At 65.4% G+C, this 16,107-nt stretch carries 14 protein-coding genes; 4 read left to right on the top strand and 10 right to left on the bottom strand.

Annotated features, from left to right (window positions below):
* Positions 1 to 112: 112 nt before the first annotated feature.
* The 7 genes from MMB74_RS19210 to hemA all read right to left on the bottom strand — a co-directional run bounded on the left by MMB74_RS19210 (position 113) and on the right by hemA (position 7,779).
* On the bottom strand, positions 113 to 895 hold the full coding sequence (locus tag MMB74_RS19210) for a class III extradiol ring-cleavage dioxygenase (protein WP_277430258.1): 783 nt from the start codon (positions 893 to 895) through the stop codon (positions 113 to 115).
* Positions 896 to 1,061: 166 nt separating this feature from the next.
* Entirely contained in the window at positions 1,062 to 1,658 is a 597-nt protein-coding gene (locus tag MMB74_RS19205; protein ID WP_277430257.1) for a UbiX family flavin prenyltransferase, read from the bottom strand.
* A gap of 59 nt (positions 1,659 to 1,717) precedes the next feature.
* A complete protein-coding gene (grxD, locus tag MMB74_RS19200; protein ID WP_277430256.1) occupies positions 1,718 to 2,029 on the bottom strand; it encodes a Grx4 family monothiol glutaredoxin in 312 nt (103 codons plus the stop codon).
* A 96-nt stretch (positions 2,030 to 2,125) separates the two neighbouring features.
* Complete coding sequence (locus MMB74_RS19195) at positions 2,126 to 4,207, bottom strand: PAS domain-containing sensor histidine kinase (RefSeq protein ID WP_277430255.1); 2,082 nt, start codon at positions 4,205 to 4,207, stop codon at positions 2,126 to 2,128.
* A gap of 192 nt (positions 4,208 to 4,399) precedes the next feature.
* Entirely contained in the window at positions 4,400 to 5,296 is an 897-nt protein-coding gene (gene prmC / locus MMB74_RS19190; RefSeq protein ID WP_277430254.1) for a peptide chain release factor N(5)-glutamine methyltransferase, read from the bottom strand.
* Positions 5,297 to 5,318: 22 nt separating this feature from the next.
* On the bottom strand, positions 5,319 to 6,401 hold the full coding sequence (gene prfA, locus MMB74_RS19185) for a peptide chain release factor 1 (RefSeq protein ID WP_277430253.1): 1,083 nt from the start codon (positions 6,399 to 6,401) through the stop codon (positions 5,319 to 5,321).
* 82 nt (positions 6,402 to 6,483) lie between these two features.
* Entirely contained in the window at positions 6,484 to 7,779 is a 1,296-nt protein-coding gene (gene hemA / locus MMB74_RS19180) for a glutamyl-tRNA reductase (protein ID WP_277430252.1), read from the bottom strand.
* A 222-nt stretch (positions 7,780 to 8,001) separates the two neighbouring features.
* On the opposite strand from hemA, the gene MMB74_RS19175 reads away from it, so the two are divergent.
* The 3 genes from MMB74_RS19175 to MMB74_RS19165 all read left to right on the top strand — a co-directional run bounded on the left by MMB74_RS19175 (position 8,002) and on the right by MMB74_RS19165 (position 10,830).
* Positions 8,002 to 8,256 (top strand): hypothetical protein, encoded by a 255-nt coding sequence (locus MMB74_RS19175; protein WP_277430380.1) that lies wholly within the window; start codon positions 8,002 to 8,004, stop codon positions 8,254 to 8,256.
* Between the two features lie 14 nt (positions 8,257 to 8,270).
* Complete coding sequence (locus tag MMB74_RS19170) at positions 8,271 to 10,106, top strand: aminopeptidase P family protein (protein ID WP_277430251.1); 1,836 nt, start codon at positions 8,271 to 8,273, stop codon at positions 10,104 to 10,106.
* A gap of 94 nt (positions 10,107 to 10,200) precedes the next feature.
* Positions 10,201 to 10,830: an HAD family phosphatase gene (locus MMB74_RS19165; RefSeq protein ID WP_277430250.1), complete on the top strand. Its 630-nt coding sequence runs from the start codon at positions 10,201 to 10,203 to the stop codon at positions 10,828 to 10,830.
* Between the two features lie 24 nt (positions 10,831 to 10,854).
* Here the strand turns inward: MMB74_RS19165 and ettA are convergent, their stop codons facing one another.
* Both ettA and MMB74_RS19155 read right to left on the bottom strand, forming a co-directional pair.
* Positions 10,855 to 12,522: an energy-dependent translational throttle protein EttA gene (ettA, locus tag MMB74_RS19160; RefSeq protein ID WP_277430249.1), complete on the bottom strand. Its 1,668-nt coding sequence runs from the start codon at positions 12,520 to 12,522 to the stop codon at positions 10,855 to 10,857.
* Positions 12,523 to 12,747: 225 nt separating this feature from the next.
* Positions 12,748 to 13,374, bottom strand: a complete 627-nt coding sequence (locus tag MMB74_RS19155; RefSeq protein WP_277430248.1) for a TetR/AcrR family transcriptional regulator — start codon at positions 13,372 to 13,374, stop codon at positions 12,748 to 12,750.
* Positions 13,375 to 13,470: 96 nt separating this feature from the next.
* On the opposite strand from MMB74_RS19155, the gene MMB74_RS19150 reads away from it, so the two are divergent.
* The gene (locus tag MMB74_RS19150) at positions 13,471 to 14,775 is read left to right on the top strand and encodes a glycosyltransferase (protein ID WP_277430247.1); all 1,305 of its coding nucleotides are present in this window, start codon (positions 13,471 to 13,473) and stop codon (positions 14,773 to 14,775) included.
* Between the two features lie 189 nt (positions 14,776 to 14,964).
* Here MMB74_RS19150 and ychF read toward each other — a convergent pair whose 3' ends face one another.
* Positions 14,965 to 16,059, bottom strand: coding sequence for a redox-regulated ATPase YchF (gene ychF, locus MMB74_RS19145; protein ID WP_277430246.1), 1,095 nt, complete (start codon positions 16,057 to 16,059; stop codon positions 14,965 to 14,967).
* Positions 16,060 to 16,107: the final 48 nt, after the last annotated feature.

Raw genomic sequence — 16,107 nt, 5'->3', positions numbered from 1 at the left:
CAAGAAGACGAGCGAAGGCCCGTTTGACGAGGCGTCAGACGGGCCTTCGCTTTTTCTTGGGTTCGCAGCGGTGGAAGCGCGTTCGAAGGCCGAGAAGGTTCGAGCCCCTGCCTCAGCCCGCAAAGACGTAATTGGTCATTGCCAGCGCGCGCTGGAACGTGCCGAGCGATTGAATTTGCAGCACGTAGCCGTCGGCCGCGGCGCCAAGCGAGGCGAAGATCGGCAGCAAATGCTCGTCGGTCGGGTGCATGAACTCGGCGTGCGGTGCGCGGCGCCGATAGTCCAACAATGCATCGACGTCGCGTTCGGCCAGCCGCGCTTCGAACCAGCCGGTAAATTCGGCGACACGCGGGTCCGCGTCGCCCGGCTTGGCGCCGAAGTCGGCTGCGCGCAAGTTGTGCGTGATTTGACCGGAGCCGACTATCAGCACCCCTTCCTCCGCCAACGGCCGCAGCGCCCGTCCGAGGGCATAGTGATGCGCGGGGTCGCGGTGCGGCTGAATCGACAGTTGCGCGACGGGGATGTCGGCCTGCGGATACATCAGCAGCAGCGGCACCCACGCGCCGTGATCGAGGCCATGCGGTTGCGTTTTCGCGGGGATCTGCGCCTGAGCGAGCAACGCTGCCGCCTGGCGCGCCAAGTCGGGCGCGCCGGGCGCTCGATAAGTCAGCGCGTACAGCTCGCGCGGGAAGCCGTAAAAATCGTGAATCGTCTCCGGAGCCTCGGCGGTGCTCGCAACGGGAACCTCGGTGCACCAGTGAGCCGAGAGCATCAGGATTGCGCGCGGCCGCGGCAGCGTCGATGCGAGCGAGGCGAATTCGGTCGATGGCATCGACGGGTCGATCGGCAGCGTCGGCGCGCCGTGCGACAGGAATAGCGAAGGTAAGCGTGACATGGTGCGTGGTCCATCGATGCGTCGATAACATCACGCAGCATAAGCCGATGCGCCGGCGGGATAAACCGGCGTTCAGGAAACGGACCGTGTCATGAGCGTTGAGAATGCCGATGAGCAAGCGGCGGGAACGAGAGAGGACGCCGCGCGGCAGAAGTGCCGCACGAACTTACGATTGCCCTCGCAACCCGGGCCAGGCGGCAGCGCGCGCGGGGCCGAGGGCAAACATGTCGAGCACGCGCGCCACCGTATCGTTGACGATGTCGTCCACCGACGCCGGCCGGTTGTAGAAGGCTGGCAGGGGCGGGAAGATGACGCCGCCCATTTCGGTCACGGCCGTCATATTGCGCAGGTGGGCAAGGTTCAGCGGCGTTTCGCGCGCGAGCAGCACCAGGCGCCGGCGCTCTTTGAGCGTGACGTCGGCAGCGCGTGCGATCAAATTGTCGGACAGCCCGTGCGCGATGCTGGCGAGCGTCTTCATCGAACAGGGGGCGACGATCATCCCGTCCGTCGCGAACGACCCCGATGCGATGCTCGCGCCGACGTCGCGCACGCTGTGGACGACGCCCGCCAGAGGATGGATGTCATCCTTGGTCAGCCCGAGTTCGTGCTGAATATTGAGCCAGCCCGCGCTCGACACGACGAGATGCGTCTCGAGTGCGTCGATGCGCCGCATCGTTTCGAGCAAGCGGATACCGTAGATCGCGCCCGTGGCGCCGGTGATCGCGACGATCAGCCGGTGCGGCGGCGCATTGGCGAGGGACATGGCGGCAGCGGTGGCGCTCGAGCGATGGGCCGCGAGACGCGGCTCCCGTACGCTCAGCCTTAAGCCGCGGTGAACAGCTGTTGCAGCTCGCCCGATTCGTACATCTCCATCATGATGTCCGAGCCGCCGACGAATTCGCCTTTCACGTAAAGCTGGGGAATCGTCGGCCAGTTCGAGAATTCCTTGATGCCCTGACGGATTTCGTCGTCTTCGAGCACGTTCACGGTCTTGAACTGGTCCAAGCCGCATGCCTTCAGAATTTGCACGGCGCGGCCCGAAAAACCGCACATCGGAAACTGCGCGTTGCCCTTCATGAAGAGGACTACGGCGTTTTCATCGACGATTTGCTTGATGCGTTCTTGCGTATCCATGACTGACCTTGTGTTTTCGCGCCGAGCGCGAAACGGTGAAAAACCGGAGAGATAGAGCGAAATGATAGCGGATTTCATCGGCCCCGGCCGATGCGCTTAGCGCCGCACGTTAGGCGCCTCCGCTAGCATGAGGGCCAGTTTGTCGGCGAGTTCCGCGAACGTGAACGGCTTGGACAGAAGGTTGATGCCTGGGTCGAGCCGCCCCTGGTGCACGATCGCATTGCGCGCGTAGCCCGTGGTGAACAAGACGGGCAGGTCGGGGCGGGTCGCTCGCGCCGCATCGGCCAACTGTCTTCCGTTCATCCCACCGGGCAGGCCGACGTCGGTGAACAAGAGCTTGATCTCGGGATGCTCGCCGACGAGCTGTAGCGCGCTCGGCCCATCGGCCGCCATGACCACGCGGTAGCCTAGCTCGCCCAGCATGTCGCTCGTCGCCGTGCGCACGTACTCGTCGTCTTCCACCACGAGGATCGTCTCGCCGCCGCGGCTTTGCGGCGTCGGCCGGTGCTCGGCTTGCTCGTGCTCGGCGACGTCGCTTCCGAGGCGAGGCAGATAGAGCTTGATCGTAGTGCCTTCGTTGACCTCGCTGTAGACGCGCACGTGTCCGCCGGACTGCTTGACGAAGCCGTAAACTTGGCTCAAACCGAGGCCAGTGCCGTGTCCGACTTCTTTGGTCGTAAAAAACGGCTCGAAGGCGCGCTCGATGATCTCGCGGCTCATGCCCATGCCGGTGTCGCTCACCGCGATCATCACGAACTGCCCCGGTTCGAGGCCTTCGAAGCGCGCCGTGTAGGCTTGGTCGAGCCGGCAGTTGGCCGTTTCGATCGTCAGCTTGCCGCCGGACGGCATGGCGTCGCGGGCATTGACGGCCAGGTTCAGCAGGGCGCTTTCGAGCTGGTTCGCGTCTACCGACACGCGCCAGAGGTCGTTCGCGTTGACGGCGTGGATCGAGATGCCTTCGCCGAGCGTGCGGCGCAGCAGATCCGACATGCCGGCGACGAGCTTGCCGATATCGGTCGGCTTGGCGTCGAGGGTTTGGCGGCGCGAGAACGCGAGTAAGCGCCGCGTCAAGTTGGCGGCGCGGTCGGCCCCGCGCAGCGCATTGTCGATGAAGCGCTGCATGTCCGCGCCTTGTGGCGTGAGCAATAGGTTGCCTGCGCGCCGCTGGAGCCCTTCGAGACTGCCGGTCACCACCTGCAGCAGATTGTTGAAATCGTGCGCGATGCCGCCCGTGAGCTGGCCGATGGCTTCCATCTTTTGCGATTGGCGCAGTTGCGCTTCGATGTTGCGTTTTTCGGTCAGATCGCGGGTGACCTTGGCAAAGCCGATGACTTCGCCATCCGGGCCGACGATCGCGTCGAGCAGGGCATTGGCCCAGAAGCGCGAGCCGTCTTTGCGCACGCGCCAGCCTTCGCCTTCGAACTTGCCTAGCCGCGCCGCGCTTTGCAGCACGCGCTGCGGCACGCCGTTGCGCTGATCTTCTTCGGTGTAGAAGCGCGAGAAGTGCTGGCCGATGATTTCCTCGGCGCGATAGCCCTTGATTCGTTGCGCGCCGGCGTTCCAACTCGTGATGTAGCCCTCGGCGTCGAGCATGAAGATGGCGTAATCGACCACGCTTTCGACGAGCAGACGAAACCGTTGCTCGGTTTCGAGTAACTGGGCCGACGCCTGGCGCCCGCGCTTGGCTTGCGCTTGGCTTTCCCGGAGCGCGGCCTCGTTGTGGCGCTGCTGCGTGGCTTCGCGGGCTTCGTACAACACGAAGGCGATGTTGCCGGCGTCGTCTCTGACCGGGCGCAGCGTGGAATCGAGAACGAGGGGCGGCTCGCTGTGCCGTGTTTGCGCGAGGCGCGCGTCGAACCGCGCCGTTTCGCCCGCCGCGGCCTGGGCGATAGCCTGAAGCACGGCGTCACGGCCTTCGTGGCCCTCCACCGATGCGAGCAGGACATCGGCCAACGAGCGGCCGACCATATCCGCCTGTGGGGCGACGGCCTGCGCGAGGGCGCCGCGGTTGCACTCGAGCACCGTGCCATCGGGACTGAGAAGAGCGATAAACGCCGAGGTTTCGGCAAAGGCGATACGCGCCAGCTTAGCGTGCGTGATCTCGGCCGGATCCTCGGGGTTGAGCTCCGTGCCGCTGACGGCCAAACGTTTGGCGAAATGAAACGGTACGCGCTTCACTTTGAGCTCCGCTTTGGGTTCGATGGGGTCCGCCAGGTCCGCCCCCACGAACGGTGGCGAACTTGGATCATATCAGTACAACGGATGCATGAATCAGCAGGGAAGCCCGATCGGACCAACGGAGCGACGACGCTCGCCCTGCGATGCATTCACGCTCACGCTGGACTTACCCCAGGCAGGGGCGGCCTGGGCTCAACGTTGGGTTGAACCGACCCTTGGCGCGGCGCCGCCCGTGGCGCGCTCGATTCCGGCCAAGTCGCAGAGCGAGTGCACGCCGGTGAAGCCGGCTGCGGTCAAGATGGCGCGCACGGCTACGGCTTGGTCGTAGCCGTGTTCGAGCCACAGCCGCCCGCCCGGTGCGAGGAAGGAGCCCGATCCGGCAACGATCGCGCGGATCGCCGACAGCCCGTCCGCTTCGTCCGTGAGCGCGCCGCGCGGCTCGAAACGCAAATCGCCGGCATTCAAATGCGGGTCATGTGCGGCGATGTAGGGGGGATTCGAGACGATGACGTCGAACGGCTCGGCGGCCTCCAGCGCAGCGTACCAATCGCCCTGACGCCATTGGACGGCGCCGCCGGGGCGTGCCGGGTCGAGCAGCCTGGCGGCATTGCGCGCGGCGACGGTCAGCGCCTCGGGTGAGCGATCCACTGCCGCGATGCGCGCGTCGGGCCGCGTGCAAGCGATGGCGATGGCGATGGCGCCGCTGCCGGTGCCCAGATCGAGGACACGCGGGCGAGGCGCCGGTTCGATCGCGGCCAGCACCGTCTCGACGAGCAGTTCCGTTTCGGGACGCGGAATCAAGACCTGCGGCGTGACCTCGAAGGTCAGGCCATAGAACTCGCGCGCGCCGACGATCTGGGCGATCGGCTCGCCGGCAGCGCGGCGTGCTTCGAGCGCGCGGTATTGGGCGATTGCATCGACGGCAAGCGGCTCGTCCCCGCGCGTGATGAGCTCCGTGCGCCGCCAGCCGAGCGCATGGCCGAGCAAGATGCGCGCCTCGAGCGCCGGCAGAGGCGAAGCGTGCAGCAAGGCGCGGGCAGTCGGAGCCGGCGGGACGGGCGCGGCGGGCGCGACGAAATCGGATGTCATGGCGAGGGCGGCGCGTGCGCTTTCAGTCGGCCTCGCCCAGCGAGGCCAAGAGTTCCGCTTGGTGCTCGCTGACGAGGGCCGCGATCAGTTCGTCCAGATCGCCGTCCATGATCGAATCGAGTTTATATAGCGTCAGATTGATCCGGTGGTCGGTGAGGCGCCCTTGCGGGAAGTTGTAAGTGCGGATGCGCTCCGAGCGATCGCCCGATCCGATCAGGCTTTTGCGCGTCGCCGCTTCCTTCGCGTGTTGCTCGTGAGCCTGCTTGTCCTTGATCCGTGCGGCGAGCACCTTGAGCGCGCGATCCTTGTTCTTGTGCTGCGAGCGATCGTCCTGGCATTCGACGACGATCCCGGTCGGCAAGTGCGTCACGCGCACCGCGGAATCGGTCTTGTTAATGTGCTGGCCGCCCGCGCCCGACGCCCGGAACGTGTCGATGCGCAAGTCCGCCGGGTTGATCTCGACTTCGCCGATCTCGTCGGCTTCGGGCATCACCGCCACCGTGCACGCCGAGGTGTGAATGCGGCCCTGCGTTTCGGTGGCCGGCACGCGCTGGACCCGGTGCCCCCCCGATTCGAACTTGAGCCGGGAGTAGGCGCCCTGGCCCGCGATGCGCACGATCACTTCCTTGTAACCGCCGAGATCGGACGCGCTCTCGGACATCATTTCGACCTGCCAGCGCTGCCGTTCGGCATAGCGCAGGTACATCCGCAACAAATCGCCCGCGAACAGCGCCGATTCGTCGCCGCCCGTGCCGGCGCGGATTTCGAGGAAGATGTTGCGCTCGTCGTTCGGATCCTTCGGCAGCAGCATCTTGCGCAAATCTTCCTCGAGCTGTGCCATTTTGTCGCGCGATGCGCGCACCTCCTCTTCGGCGAACTCGCGCATCGACGCATCGGCGAGCAGCTCTTGCGCCGTTGCCGAATCGGTGAGGGCCTGGCGCCACAGCGCATAGTGCTCGACGACCGGACCGATCTCGGCGTGCTCGCGCGTGAGCTTACGGTATTGGTCGAGGTTGGCCGTCACGTCGCCGCGGGCAAGGAGGTCGTTCAGTTCGGCCAGTCGCGTCGTTAACTGGTCGAGCTTGTGTTGCATGCTCGTTTTCATGTGCGGAGCGATGCTCCCCGGAAAGAATGTGGAAAAGACGGATGGGACGGGCCGATTGGCCGCGCCGGCGCGTGGAGCGCCGCTAATGACCGGACGGTTCGTCCGGTTTGGCGTGCCCGTAGAACCCGCCCAGCAGATCGATGAGCTTGGCCCGCTCGTCGCTGCCCGCGCGGTTCAGCGCGTGCGTGGGGCCGTGAATCAGCTTGTTTGTCAGCGCTTGCGACAACGCTTCGAGGACGGCCGCGGGATCGTCGCCGCGCGCGAGCATCTTCATGGCGCGCTCCAGTTCCGCGCGGCGCAACGCGTCGGCTTGCGTGTGCATGTGACGAATGACGGGCACGACGCTGCGCGCATCGAGCCATTGCATGAAGCCTTGCACGCGCGATTCGATGATCGCTTCGGCTTGCGCGACGGCGGCCTGCCGCGATGCGTTGCCTTCGCGCACGATCGCGCCCAAATCGTCGACGGTGTAGAGAAAGACGTCTTGCAGCTCGCCCACTTCCGCTTCGATGTCGCGCGGCACGGCCAGGTCGACCATGAAGATCGGCCGGCGGCGGCGGGCCTTGACCGCACGCTCGACGGCGCCAAGGCCGATGATCGGCAGCGTGGAAGCCGTGCAGGAGACGATGATGTCGAATTCGTGCATGCGCGCGGGCAGGTCCGAAAGCGGCATGGCTTGGCCGTTGAAGCGGGCGGCCAGCTTGGCGCCGCGTTCGGCCGTCCGGTTGGCGACCACGAGTTCGCGCGGGTTTTGCGCCGCGAAGTGCGTCGCGCACAGCTCGATCATCTCGCCCGCGCCGATGAACAGGACGCGCTGGTTGGAAATCTTGTCGAAGATGCGCTGGGCCAGCCGCACGGCCGCGGCGGCCATCGACACCGACTGCGCGCCCACGGCCGTCGTTCCGCGCACTTCCTTCGCGACGGCGAACGTACGTTGGAACAACTGGTTCAGGTAGGTGCCGAGCGCGCCCGCCTCGGAGGCCGAGCGCACCGCCGTCTTCATTTGTCCGAGGATTTGCGTTTCCCCGAGCACCATCGAGTCCAATCCCGACGCAACCCGGAACGCGTGCCGGACCGCTTCCGACTGCGGCAGGGCGTACACGTGCGGCGCGAGTTCGTCGAGCGACAAGCCGTGGTAGCTCGACAGCCATTGCAGCGCCGCATCGCGTGCGGCGCGGTCATTGGTGGCGCAGTACAGTTCGGTGCGGTTGCAGGTGGACAGGATGGCCGCTTCGGGCGGGTTCAAGGCCGCGCGCTCGCGCCACAAGCCCTGGAAGGCGTCGAGCGCCGGTTTGAGCTGTTCGAGCGGAAACGCCACGCGCTCGCGCAAGGCGACAGGCGCGGTGTGGTGGTTGATTCCGATCGTGAGCAGTTGCATACGTGGGGGCGAAGGCCGCCGACAGGGTGGACGGCGCTGATATTTCAGCCGGTTATTATAACGGTTTAGTTCTGTGGCTCGCTGAGCGCGCGCGCCCGGCCGCAAGGCGCGCGATGCCCTCGAACCCAACTCCGAATACAAGAGATCGATCATGCGACGTGGCTGTTCCCTTCGCGGCTTGGCGCCGGCTGGCGAAGCAAAACCTGGCGCGGAGCGCCGTTGATGGGCTGGCCGGGCGTGATCGTGCTGGGCCTCGCGGTGGGCCTGGCGGGCTGGTGGCTGCATCCGCTGCGCCGCTCGCGCGGCGCGCGTCTCTCCATTGCCTTGCTAGCCGGCGTGGCTGCCGCCGCGACCGCGAAAATGGCCGGTAACGTGTCCGGCCTTTTCCACGACGGCGAGACGCTCGAATGGCCTGTCTGCACGGGCCTTGCGTTGATTGCCGTCGCCGTGACGGTCGGTTTGTCCGCCCGTCGTTGATTCCTGGTGACCCTATGAACGATCGTCTTCCCGAATCCACCGCGCACAGCGGCCCCGAGTCACCGTTCGGCGGCCGCCTCGCGCGCCTGCGCGAGGCGATGGCGCACGCTGGGCTTGCCGCTTATGTCGTGCCTTCGTCGGATCCTCATCTGTCCGAATACTTGCCGGAGCGGTGGCAGGCGCGGCGCTGGCTGTCGGGCTTCACCGGCTCGGCCGGCACCCTCGTCGTCACGGCCGATTGCGCGGGCGTGTGGGCCGACAGCCGGTATTGGGTGCAAGCGCAGGCGCAATTGGCCGGCACCGGCATCGATCTCATGAAAATGGCTGGCGGCCCGCAGGCGCAGGCGCATGTCGATTGGCTCGCGCAGCGGCTCGCCGCCGGCGAGCGAGTGGGCGTGGACGGCGCGGTGCTAGCGCTCGCAGCCGAGCGCACTTTGCGCGATGCGTTGGCTTCGCGCGGGATCGAGCTCGTCACCGGTCTCGATCTGATCGAACCGATCTGGAACGAGAGGCCCGCGCTGCCGGTGAGCCCCGTGTACGAGCACGCGCGGGCCGACGCTTGCGTCGCCCGGGCCGACAAGCTTGCCCTCGTGCGGGCGGCGATGCGCGAGCGCGACGCGCAGTGGCACTTCGTTTCGACGCTCGACGACGTGGCCTGGCTCACGAATTTGCGCGGCGACGATGTCGACTTCAACCCCGTGTTCGTCGCTCATGTGCTGGTCGGGCTCGATGACGCGACGCTTTTCGTGAGCGCCGGCAAAACGCCGCGCGCGATCGTCGAGGCGCTCGCGCGCGACGGCATCCGCGTCGCGCCGTACGAGCAAGCGCATGCCGCGCTCGCTGCGCTGCCCGCAGGCGCCACGTTGCTGATCGATCCGCGTCGCGTCACCTATGGCGTGCGCGAGGCCGTTCCCGCGGGCGTGCATGTCGTCGAAGCCATCAATCCGTCGACGCTCGCCAAGGCGCGCAAAACGCCGGAGCAAGCCGAGCGCGTGCGCCTTGCGATGGAGCATGACGGGGCGGCGCTGGCCGAATGCTTCGCTTGGTTCGAAGCGGCGCTGGGGCGCGAAACGATCACGGAGTTGACGATCGACGAGCGGCTTACGGCGGCGCGGGCGCGCCGGCCCGGGTTCGTTTCGCCGAGCTTCGCCACGATCGCGGGCTTCAACGGCAACGGCGCGATGCCGCACTATCGCGCGAGCGCCGCCTCGCACGCGAAGATCGAGGGAAACGGGCTGTTGCTGATCGATTCGGGCGGCCAATACGTGACCGGAACGACCGACATTACGCGCGTCGTTCCGGTGGGCGAGGTAAGCGACGCGCAAAAGCGCGATTTCACGATCGTGCTCAAAGGCATGATCGCCTTGTCCCGGGCGCGCTTTCCGCGCGGCATCCGCAGCCCGATGCTCGATGCCATTGCGCGCGCGCCGATTTGGGAGGCTGGCTGCGACTACGGCCACGGCACGGGCCACGGCGTGGGCTATTTCCTCAATGTGCATGAAGGTCCGCAAGTCATTTCCTACCATGCGCAGCCCGACCCGCATACGGCGCTCGAAGAGGGGATGATCACGTCGGTCGAACCCGGTGTGTATCGGCCCGGTCAGTGGGGCGTGCGCATCGAAAACCTCGTCTTGAGCCGTGCGGACGGCGAAACCGAGTTCGGCTCGTTTCTCGCCTTCGAAACGCTCACGCTGTGTCCGATCGATACGCGGTGCATCGTGCCTTCGCTGCTGCGCAAGGACGAACGCGCGTGGCTCAACGCGTATCACGAGAGCGTGCGCGAGCGGGTAGGGCGCCATGTGTCGGGCGACGCCAAAAGCTGGCTCGAAACGCGCACGCGGCCGCTCTAGGGCGCCGGGCGATGCGGCAGACCTTCGCAAGTTCGCTCTCGGGAAACCGCATTGCCGCGCGCGAGCTCGCCGACATCATGACAAAGGAGTTCGCATGAAACCGAAGGTCGTCGTCTTCGATTTCGGCGGGGTGCTCATCGATTGGAACCCCGATTACCTCTATCGCAAGCTGATCGCCGATCCCGGCGAGCGCCGGCGTTTCCTCTCGGAAGTCTGTTCGATGGACTGGGTGGTGCGGCAAGACGGCGGACAGTCGATCGCGCAGGGCACGCAGGAATTGATCGCGCGTTTCCCGCATGAAGCCGAGCGCATTCGCGCGTTCTACGAGCGATGGGAAGAGATGATCGGAGGGGTGATCGACGAAGGCGCGGCGCTCGTCGATCAATTGGACGCCGCCGGTGTGCCGCTATTCGGGCTCACCAACTGGTCGAGCGAAACATTCCCTTATGCGTGGGAGCATTTCGACATTTTGCGACGGTTTCGCGACATCGTCGTATCGGGCCGCGTGAAACTCGTGAAGCCCGATCCCCGCATCTACGCCGAAACGTTTGCACGCATCGGACGGCACCTGCCGGGCATCGCGCCGCACGAGATCGTGTTCATCGACGACAACCCCAAGAACGCGGCCGCGGCCGCGGCGGCCGGCTGGCACGGAGTGCATCACACGAGCGCCGCGGACACCGAGGCGCAACTGCGCGCGCTCGGTTTCGCGATAGGGCGCTGAGCGCGGCCGCGCCGCGGGCGTCGATCAGCGCGTGATCGGCTTGTAGCGCAAGCGCTTCGGTTTCGCGCCTTCCTCGCCAAGCCGCTTGCGCTTATCGGCCTCGTACTCTTGGTAGTTGCCATCGAAGAACACGACTTGCGAGTCGCCTTCGAACGCCATGATGTGCGTGGCGATGCGATCGAGGAACCAGCGATCGTGCGAGATCACCATCACCGAGCCGGCGAATTCGAGCAGCGCATCTTCGAGCGCGCGCAACGTTTCGACATCGAGATCGTTCGACGGCTCGTCGAGCAGCAGCACGTTGCCGCCGGCGATCAGCGTCTTCGCCAAATGCAGACGGCCGCGCTCGCCGCCCGACAAGCTGCCGACGTTCTTCTGCTGATCGGCGCCCTTGAAGTTGAAGCGGCCGATATAGGCGCGCGACGGCGTTTCATACTTGCCGACCGTCAGCACGTCGGCGCCGCCCGAGATTTCCTCGAACACCGTCTTGCTGCCGTCGAGCGCGTCGCGGCTTTGATCGACATAGGCCAGCTTGACCGTCGGCCCCATGACGATTTCGCCGGAATCGGGCGTTTCGCGGCCCGTCAGCATGCGGAACAGCGTCGACTTACCCGCGCCGTTCGGGCCGATGATGCCGACGATCGCACCGGCGGGCACCTTGAAGCTCAGGTTGTCGATCAGCAAGCGATCGCCATAGGCCTTGCTGACGTTCTTGAACTCGATGACTTCGTTGCCGAGCCGATCGCCGACCGGAATGAAGATTTCCGAAGTCTCGTTGCGCTTTTGATAATCCTGGCTCGACAATTCTTCGAAGCGGGCGATACGGGCCTTGGACTTGGCCTGGCGCCCTTTCGGGTTTTGACGCACCCATTCGAGCTCTTTCTTGATCGCTTTTTGGCGTGCCGACTCGGCCGCTTCTTCCTGCTTCAGGCGGTCTTCCTTCTGATCGAGCCAGCTGCTGTAATTGCCCTTCCAGGGAATGCCGTGGCCGCGGTCGAGTTCGAGAATCCACTCGGCGGCGTTATCGAGGAAGTAGCGATCGTGCGTGACGGCCACGACCGTGCCGGGAAAGCGCGTCAGAAACTGCTCGAGCCACTCGACCGATTCGGCGTCGAGGTGGTTGGTGGGCTCGTCCAGGAGCAGCATGTCGGGTTTTTCGAGCAGCAGCTTGCACAGCGCGACGCGGCGCTTTTCGCCGCCCGACAGATGCGCGACCTTGGCGTCCCACGGCGGCAGGCGCAGCGCATCGGCGGCCACTTCGAGCTGCTGCTCGGGGCTGCCGCCGTCGGCCGTGGCGAGAATCGACTCGTACTTGGCTTGCTCGGCGGCGAGCGCGTCGAAGTCGGCATCGGGCTCTGCGTAGGCTGCATAAATTTCGTCGAGCTTCTTCTGCGCTTGAAAGACATCGCCCAGCCCTTCCTCGACGGCTTCCCGCACCGTCTTCTCGGGATCGAGCTGCGGCTCCTGCGGCAGATAACCGATGTTCAGGTTCGGCATCGGCGTCGCTTCGCCTTCGATGTCGCGATCGACGCCGGCCATGATGCGAATGAGGGTCGACTTGCCCGAGCCGTTTAGGCCGAGCACGCCGATCTTTGCGCCGGGGAAGAAGGATAACGAGATGTCCTTCAGGATCTGGCGCTTGGGCGGCACGATCTTGCCGACCCGGTTCATGGTGAAGACGTATTGAGCCATGTGCGTGAATGAACGAGCTTAGGCGCCGCTTTCGCTGACGAAGCGGCGTATCGGTGAATGAAGGTGGACCCGAAGTTGAAACGAGGAAGCGCCAACGCTTGCAGCGCGTCATTTTAGCAACCGCGCCGCATGCTTGCGGCGGCACGCGCACGCATCGCTGAAAATGCGCGGCGCGGGGCGCGCGGTTCGCCTGCAATCGGGCTCGCCGCGGACGCACTGTCCGGGCTAGGCGGATCGGCTCGCTGCGCCCTCCATGAACAGCGCCACCATCTGCGTGAACTCGTCGCGTAGCGCGAGGGTAGGCTCGATCAGCCAGCGCATGAGGGTGCCCAGATAGAGGTGGTGGAACCAGGTGGTCAACTGCATCGCAGAAAACCGGTCGCTGATTTCTCCCGCCGCTTGCCCATCGACGATCAGCGCATGCCACAAGCGGGCAATGTCGCCACGGTCCGAGGAGGGCGGTTCCGGTTGCGGCGGCGCATCGCCCATCGAGAGAAACCGGTGACGCAGATAGGCCGCCAGGTGCGCCGGGTGCCGCTGACACCAATCGGCCGAGGCGTCGAGTTCGATCGACACGCGTTCCACGAAACCGTTCCTGCGCTTCAGTTCGGGCAGCAGCCGTTCGAGATCGCGCTTGAGCTCCGCCTCGAGCCAGTGCGCGAGCAACGCTTCCTTGGTCGGAAAGTGGTTGTACAGCGTACGCTTGGCCACGTCCGCTTCTAGCGCGATTTGCTCCATCGTGACGCTCGGATAAGGCTGCGTCTCGAATAGGCGCCCGGCGACGCCCACGAGGAGGGCGACCATCTGTTGACGCTTGCGCTCGCGGCGTCCCGGTTCTTCGACCAATGTCATGCTACCTTCTCTGAAAAAATGCACGATGTGCATTAATATACGTCGTATTCTTATTCGACAGGAGCGGCCTGCTGCAAGCGGGGCCAACGACAAACCATGGAATTTACCGTAGCGACGTATGGGACAGAAGGCGATACGCGCCCGCTTGCGGCGCTTTGCCGGGCGTTGATCGACGCGGGACACCGGGCGCACTTGCTGGCCGACTGCTCGACCTTGCATGCGGCCGAGGCGTTGGGCGTGCCGTGCTCGCCGCTCTCCGGGGACATCAAGCGCGCATTGGAACCGGGCGCGGCGCTCGGTGCGATCGTCGGCAAACGCAGCGGCGCGCAGGCGACGGCCAAAGCGCTTGCGGCTATCGCGAACGCCAACACGCACGCTTGGATGGGCGAGGTCAAAGCCGCGGCCGAAGGCAGTGATGCCATCATCGTTTCGGCGCTGGCGTCGTTCGTGGGTTTATCGGTGGCCGAGCATTTTCGCATTCCGGCGATCGGCGCATCGATGATCCCGATCACGCCGACCCGGGCGTTCGCCTCGCCGTTCTTGCCGCCGGGCATCGTGCCCGGCTGGCTCAATCGGGCGAGCCATACGTTCGTCAACGATATGATCTGGCGCGCGTTTCGCCAGGCGACGAACGCCGCGCGCGTCGACGTTTGCAAGCTTGCCGCGCGCAAGCGGAACTGGACCGATCATCCGATTTTGTATGGCGTATCGCGAGCGCTGCTGCCGCGGCCGGTCGATTGGTCCGAGCACGCGCGCGTGTGCGGGCAGTGGTCGATGCCGGCCGGCCCGAACGCGGCGGGCATGCCCTCGGATTGGAACCCGCCCGCGGCGCTCGCTGCGTTTCTCGACGCCGGCGAGCCGCCGATTTATGTCGGCTTCGGCAGCATGGCCGGCTTCGATCGCGACCGAATGGTGCGCGTGCTGATCGAGGCCATCGGTGGACGACGCGCGTTGTTTTATCCGGGCTGGAGCGGCGTCGAAGGCTCGGCGTTGCCGTCCAATTTCTTGACCATCGGCGATACGCCGCATGCTTGGCTTTTTCCGCGGGTGTCGCTTGTCATCCACCACGGCGGCGCGGGCACGACGCATTCGGCCACGCGCGCGGGCGCGCCTTCGGTCGTCGTGCCCTTCGCGGGCGATCAGTTCTTTTGGGCGCAGCGGCTTTATCGACTAGGCGCGGCCGCGGCGCCGGTCGACGGTAAGGCGCTCGATTCGAAGGGGCTGGCGCGCGCGATCGAGTTTGCGCTGCAACCGGCTACGCGGGCTCGCGTTGCCGAACTGGGCGCGGCGATGCGAGAAGAAGATGGGGTGGGCGCGGCGGTGTCGGCGATCGAGCGGTGGACGGCAGCGGGGCTCGAGTTGAGAAGCGTGGGGATTTGTCCCGTGAGCGCCGGGGTTTAGCGTTTGTCTAGATATGAAACGTAGATGCGATTGACCGACATGGCTCGCCGGGCGTTTCGCGATCGCCCGGCGAAAGATCGGCATCGAGATCGATCGCTCGACCTCATTGGTTAGCTACAACGCGGCGCGGGGGCCAGCATGCTTTGCGTCACCGCCGCGCCCCGCCGTTCCGGTTCGGACGAGCCCGGCTCAGACGTTGAACAAGAAGTTCATCACGTCGCCGTCATGCACGACGTATTCCTTGCCTTCGGCGCGCATCTTCCCGGCTTCCTTCGCGCCTTGCTCGCCTTTGTAGGCGACGAAGTCGTCGAACGAGATCGTCTGCGCGCGGATGAAGCCGCGCTCGAAATCGGTATGAATCACACCGGCCGCTTGCGGCGCCGTATCGCCGATGTGGATCGTCCAGGCGCGCACTTCCTTCACGCCCGCCGTGAAGTACGTTTGCAAGCCGAGCAGCTTGAAGCCCGCGCGGATCACGCGGTTCAAGCCCGGCTCATCCATGCCCATATCGGCCAGGAACACTTCTTTGTCCTCGTCGGCCAGATCGGCGATCTCCGCCTCGATCGCAGCGCACACCGCAACCACGGGCGACTTTTCCGCTTCGGCGTACTTGCGCACGGCATCGAGGTGCGCATTGTTCTCGAAACCGTCTTCCTTCACGTTCGCCACGTACATCGTGGGCTTGGCAGTGATGAGGCAGAACGGCTTGAGCAGCGCGGCTTCGTCGTCCGACAGATCGAGCGCGCGAATCGGCTTGGCCATGTCCAGTTGCGCGCGCGCTTTCTCCAAGACGGCGGCGAGCTTGACGGCTTCCTTGTCGTTGCCCGACTTCGCGGCCTTCGCGTAACGCGTGAGGGCTTTTTCGACCGTGGCCAAATCGGCCAGCGCGAGTTCCGTGTTGATGACCTCGATGTCCGACAGCGGATCGACCTTGCCGGCCACGTGGATGACGTTTTCGTCTTCGAAGCAGCGCACGACGTGCGTGATCGCGTCCGTTTCGCGGATGTTCGCGAGGAACTGGTTGCCGAGACCTTCGCCCTTGCTCGCGCCCGCGACGAGCCCCGCAATGTCGACGAACTCGACCACCGCCGGTACCACGCGCTCGGGCTTGACGATTTTCGACAGCGCGTCGAGCCGCGCGTCGGGCACTTCGACGACGCCGACGTTCGGCTCGATCGTGCAGAACGGATAGTTTTCCGCGGCGATGCCCGCCTTGGTCAACGCGTTGAACAGGGTGGACTTGCCGACGTTGGGCAAGCCGACGATGCCGCATTTGAGGCTCATGGGAAACCTTTTGTATATCAAGCGTTTGCGGCTGATGCGCTCGGGCGT

Origin of the sequence: Trinickia sp. Y13, assembly GCF_029522115.1 — a bacterium.
Lineage (GTDB): Bacteria > Pseudomonadota > Gammaproteobacteria > Burkholderiales > Burkholderiaceae > Trinickia.
The sequence above is the reverse complement of the archived record's forward strand: the minus strand, read 5'-3'. Positions and strand labels throughout refer to the sequence as shown.

Excerpts from the sequence above, each read along its gene's own strand:
- ettA (WP_277430249.1), bottom strand. The coding sequence starts at position 12,522 with ATGGCTCAATACGTCTTCACCATGAACCGGGTCGGCAAGATCGTGCCG.
- ychF (WP_277430246.1), bottom strand. The coding sequence starts at position 16,059 with ATGAGCCTCAAATGCGGCATCGTCGGCTTGCCCAACGTCGGCAAGTCC.
- MMB74_RS19165 (WP_277430250.1), top strand. The coding sequence starts at position 10,201 with ATGAAACCGAAGGTCGTCGTCTTCGATTTCGGCGGGGTGCTCATCGAT.
- prfA (WP_277430253.1), bottom strand. The coding sequence starts at position 6,401 with ATGAAAACGAGCATGCAACACAAGCTCGACCAGTTAACGACGCGACTG.
- hemA (WP_277430252.1), bottom strand. The coding sequence starts at position 7,779 with ATGCAACTGCTCACGATCGGAATCAACCACCACACCGCGCCTGTCGCC.
- MMB74_RS19205 (WP_277430257.1), bottom strand. The coding sequence starts at position 1,658 with ATGTCCCTCGCCAATGCGCCGCCGCACCGGCTGATCGTCGCGATCACC.
- MMB74_RS19210 (WP_277430258.1), bottom strand. The coding sequence starts at position 895 with ATGTCACGCTTACCTTCGCTATTCCTGTCGCACGGCGCGCCGACGCTG.
- MMB74_RS19175 (WP_277430380.1), top strand. The coding sequence starts at position 8,002 with ATGGGCTGGCCGGGCGTGATCGTGCTGGGCCTCGCGGTGGGCCTGGCG.
- MMB74_RS19150 (WP_277430247.1), top strand. The coding sequence starts at position 13,471 with ATGGAATTTACCGTAGCGACGTATGGGACAGAAGGCGATACGCGCCCG.
- prmC (WP_277430254.1), bottom strand. The coding sequence starts at position 5,296 with ATGACATCCGATTTCGTCGCGCCCGCCGCGCCCGTCCCGCCGGCTCCG.
- MMB74_RS19155 (WP_277430248.1), bottom strand. The coding sequence starts at position 13,374 with ATGACATTGGTCGAAGAACCGGGACGCCGCGAGCGCAAGCGTCAACAG.
- MMB74_RS19170 (WP_277430251.1), top strand. The coding sequence starts at position 8,271 with ATGAACGATCGTCTTCCCGAATCCACCGCGCACAGCGGCCCCGAGTCA.
- grxD (WP_277430256.1), bottom strand. The coding sequence starts at position 2,029 with ATGGATACGCAAGAACGCATCAAGCAAATCGTCGATGAAAACGCCGTA.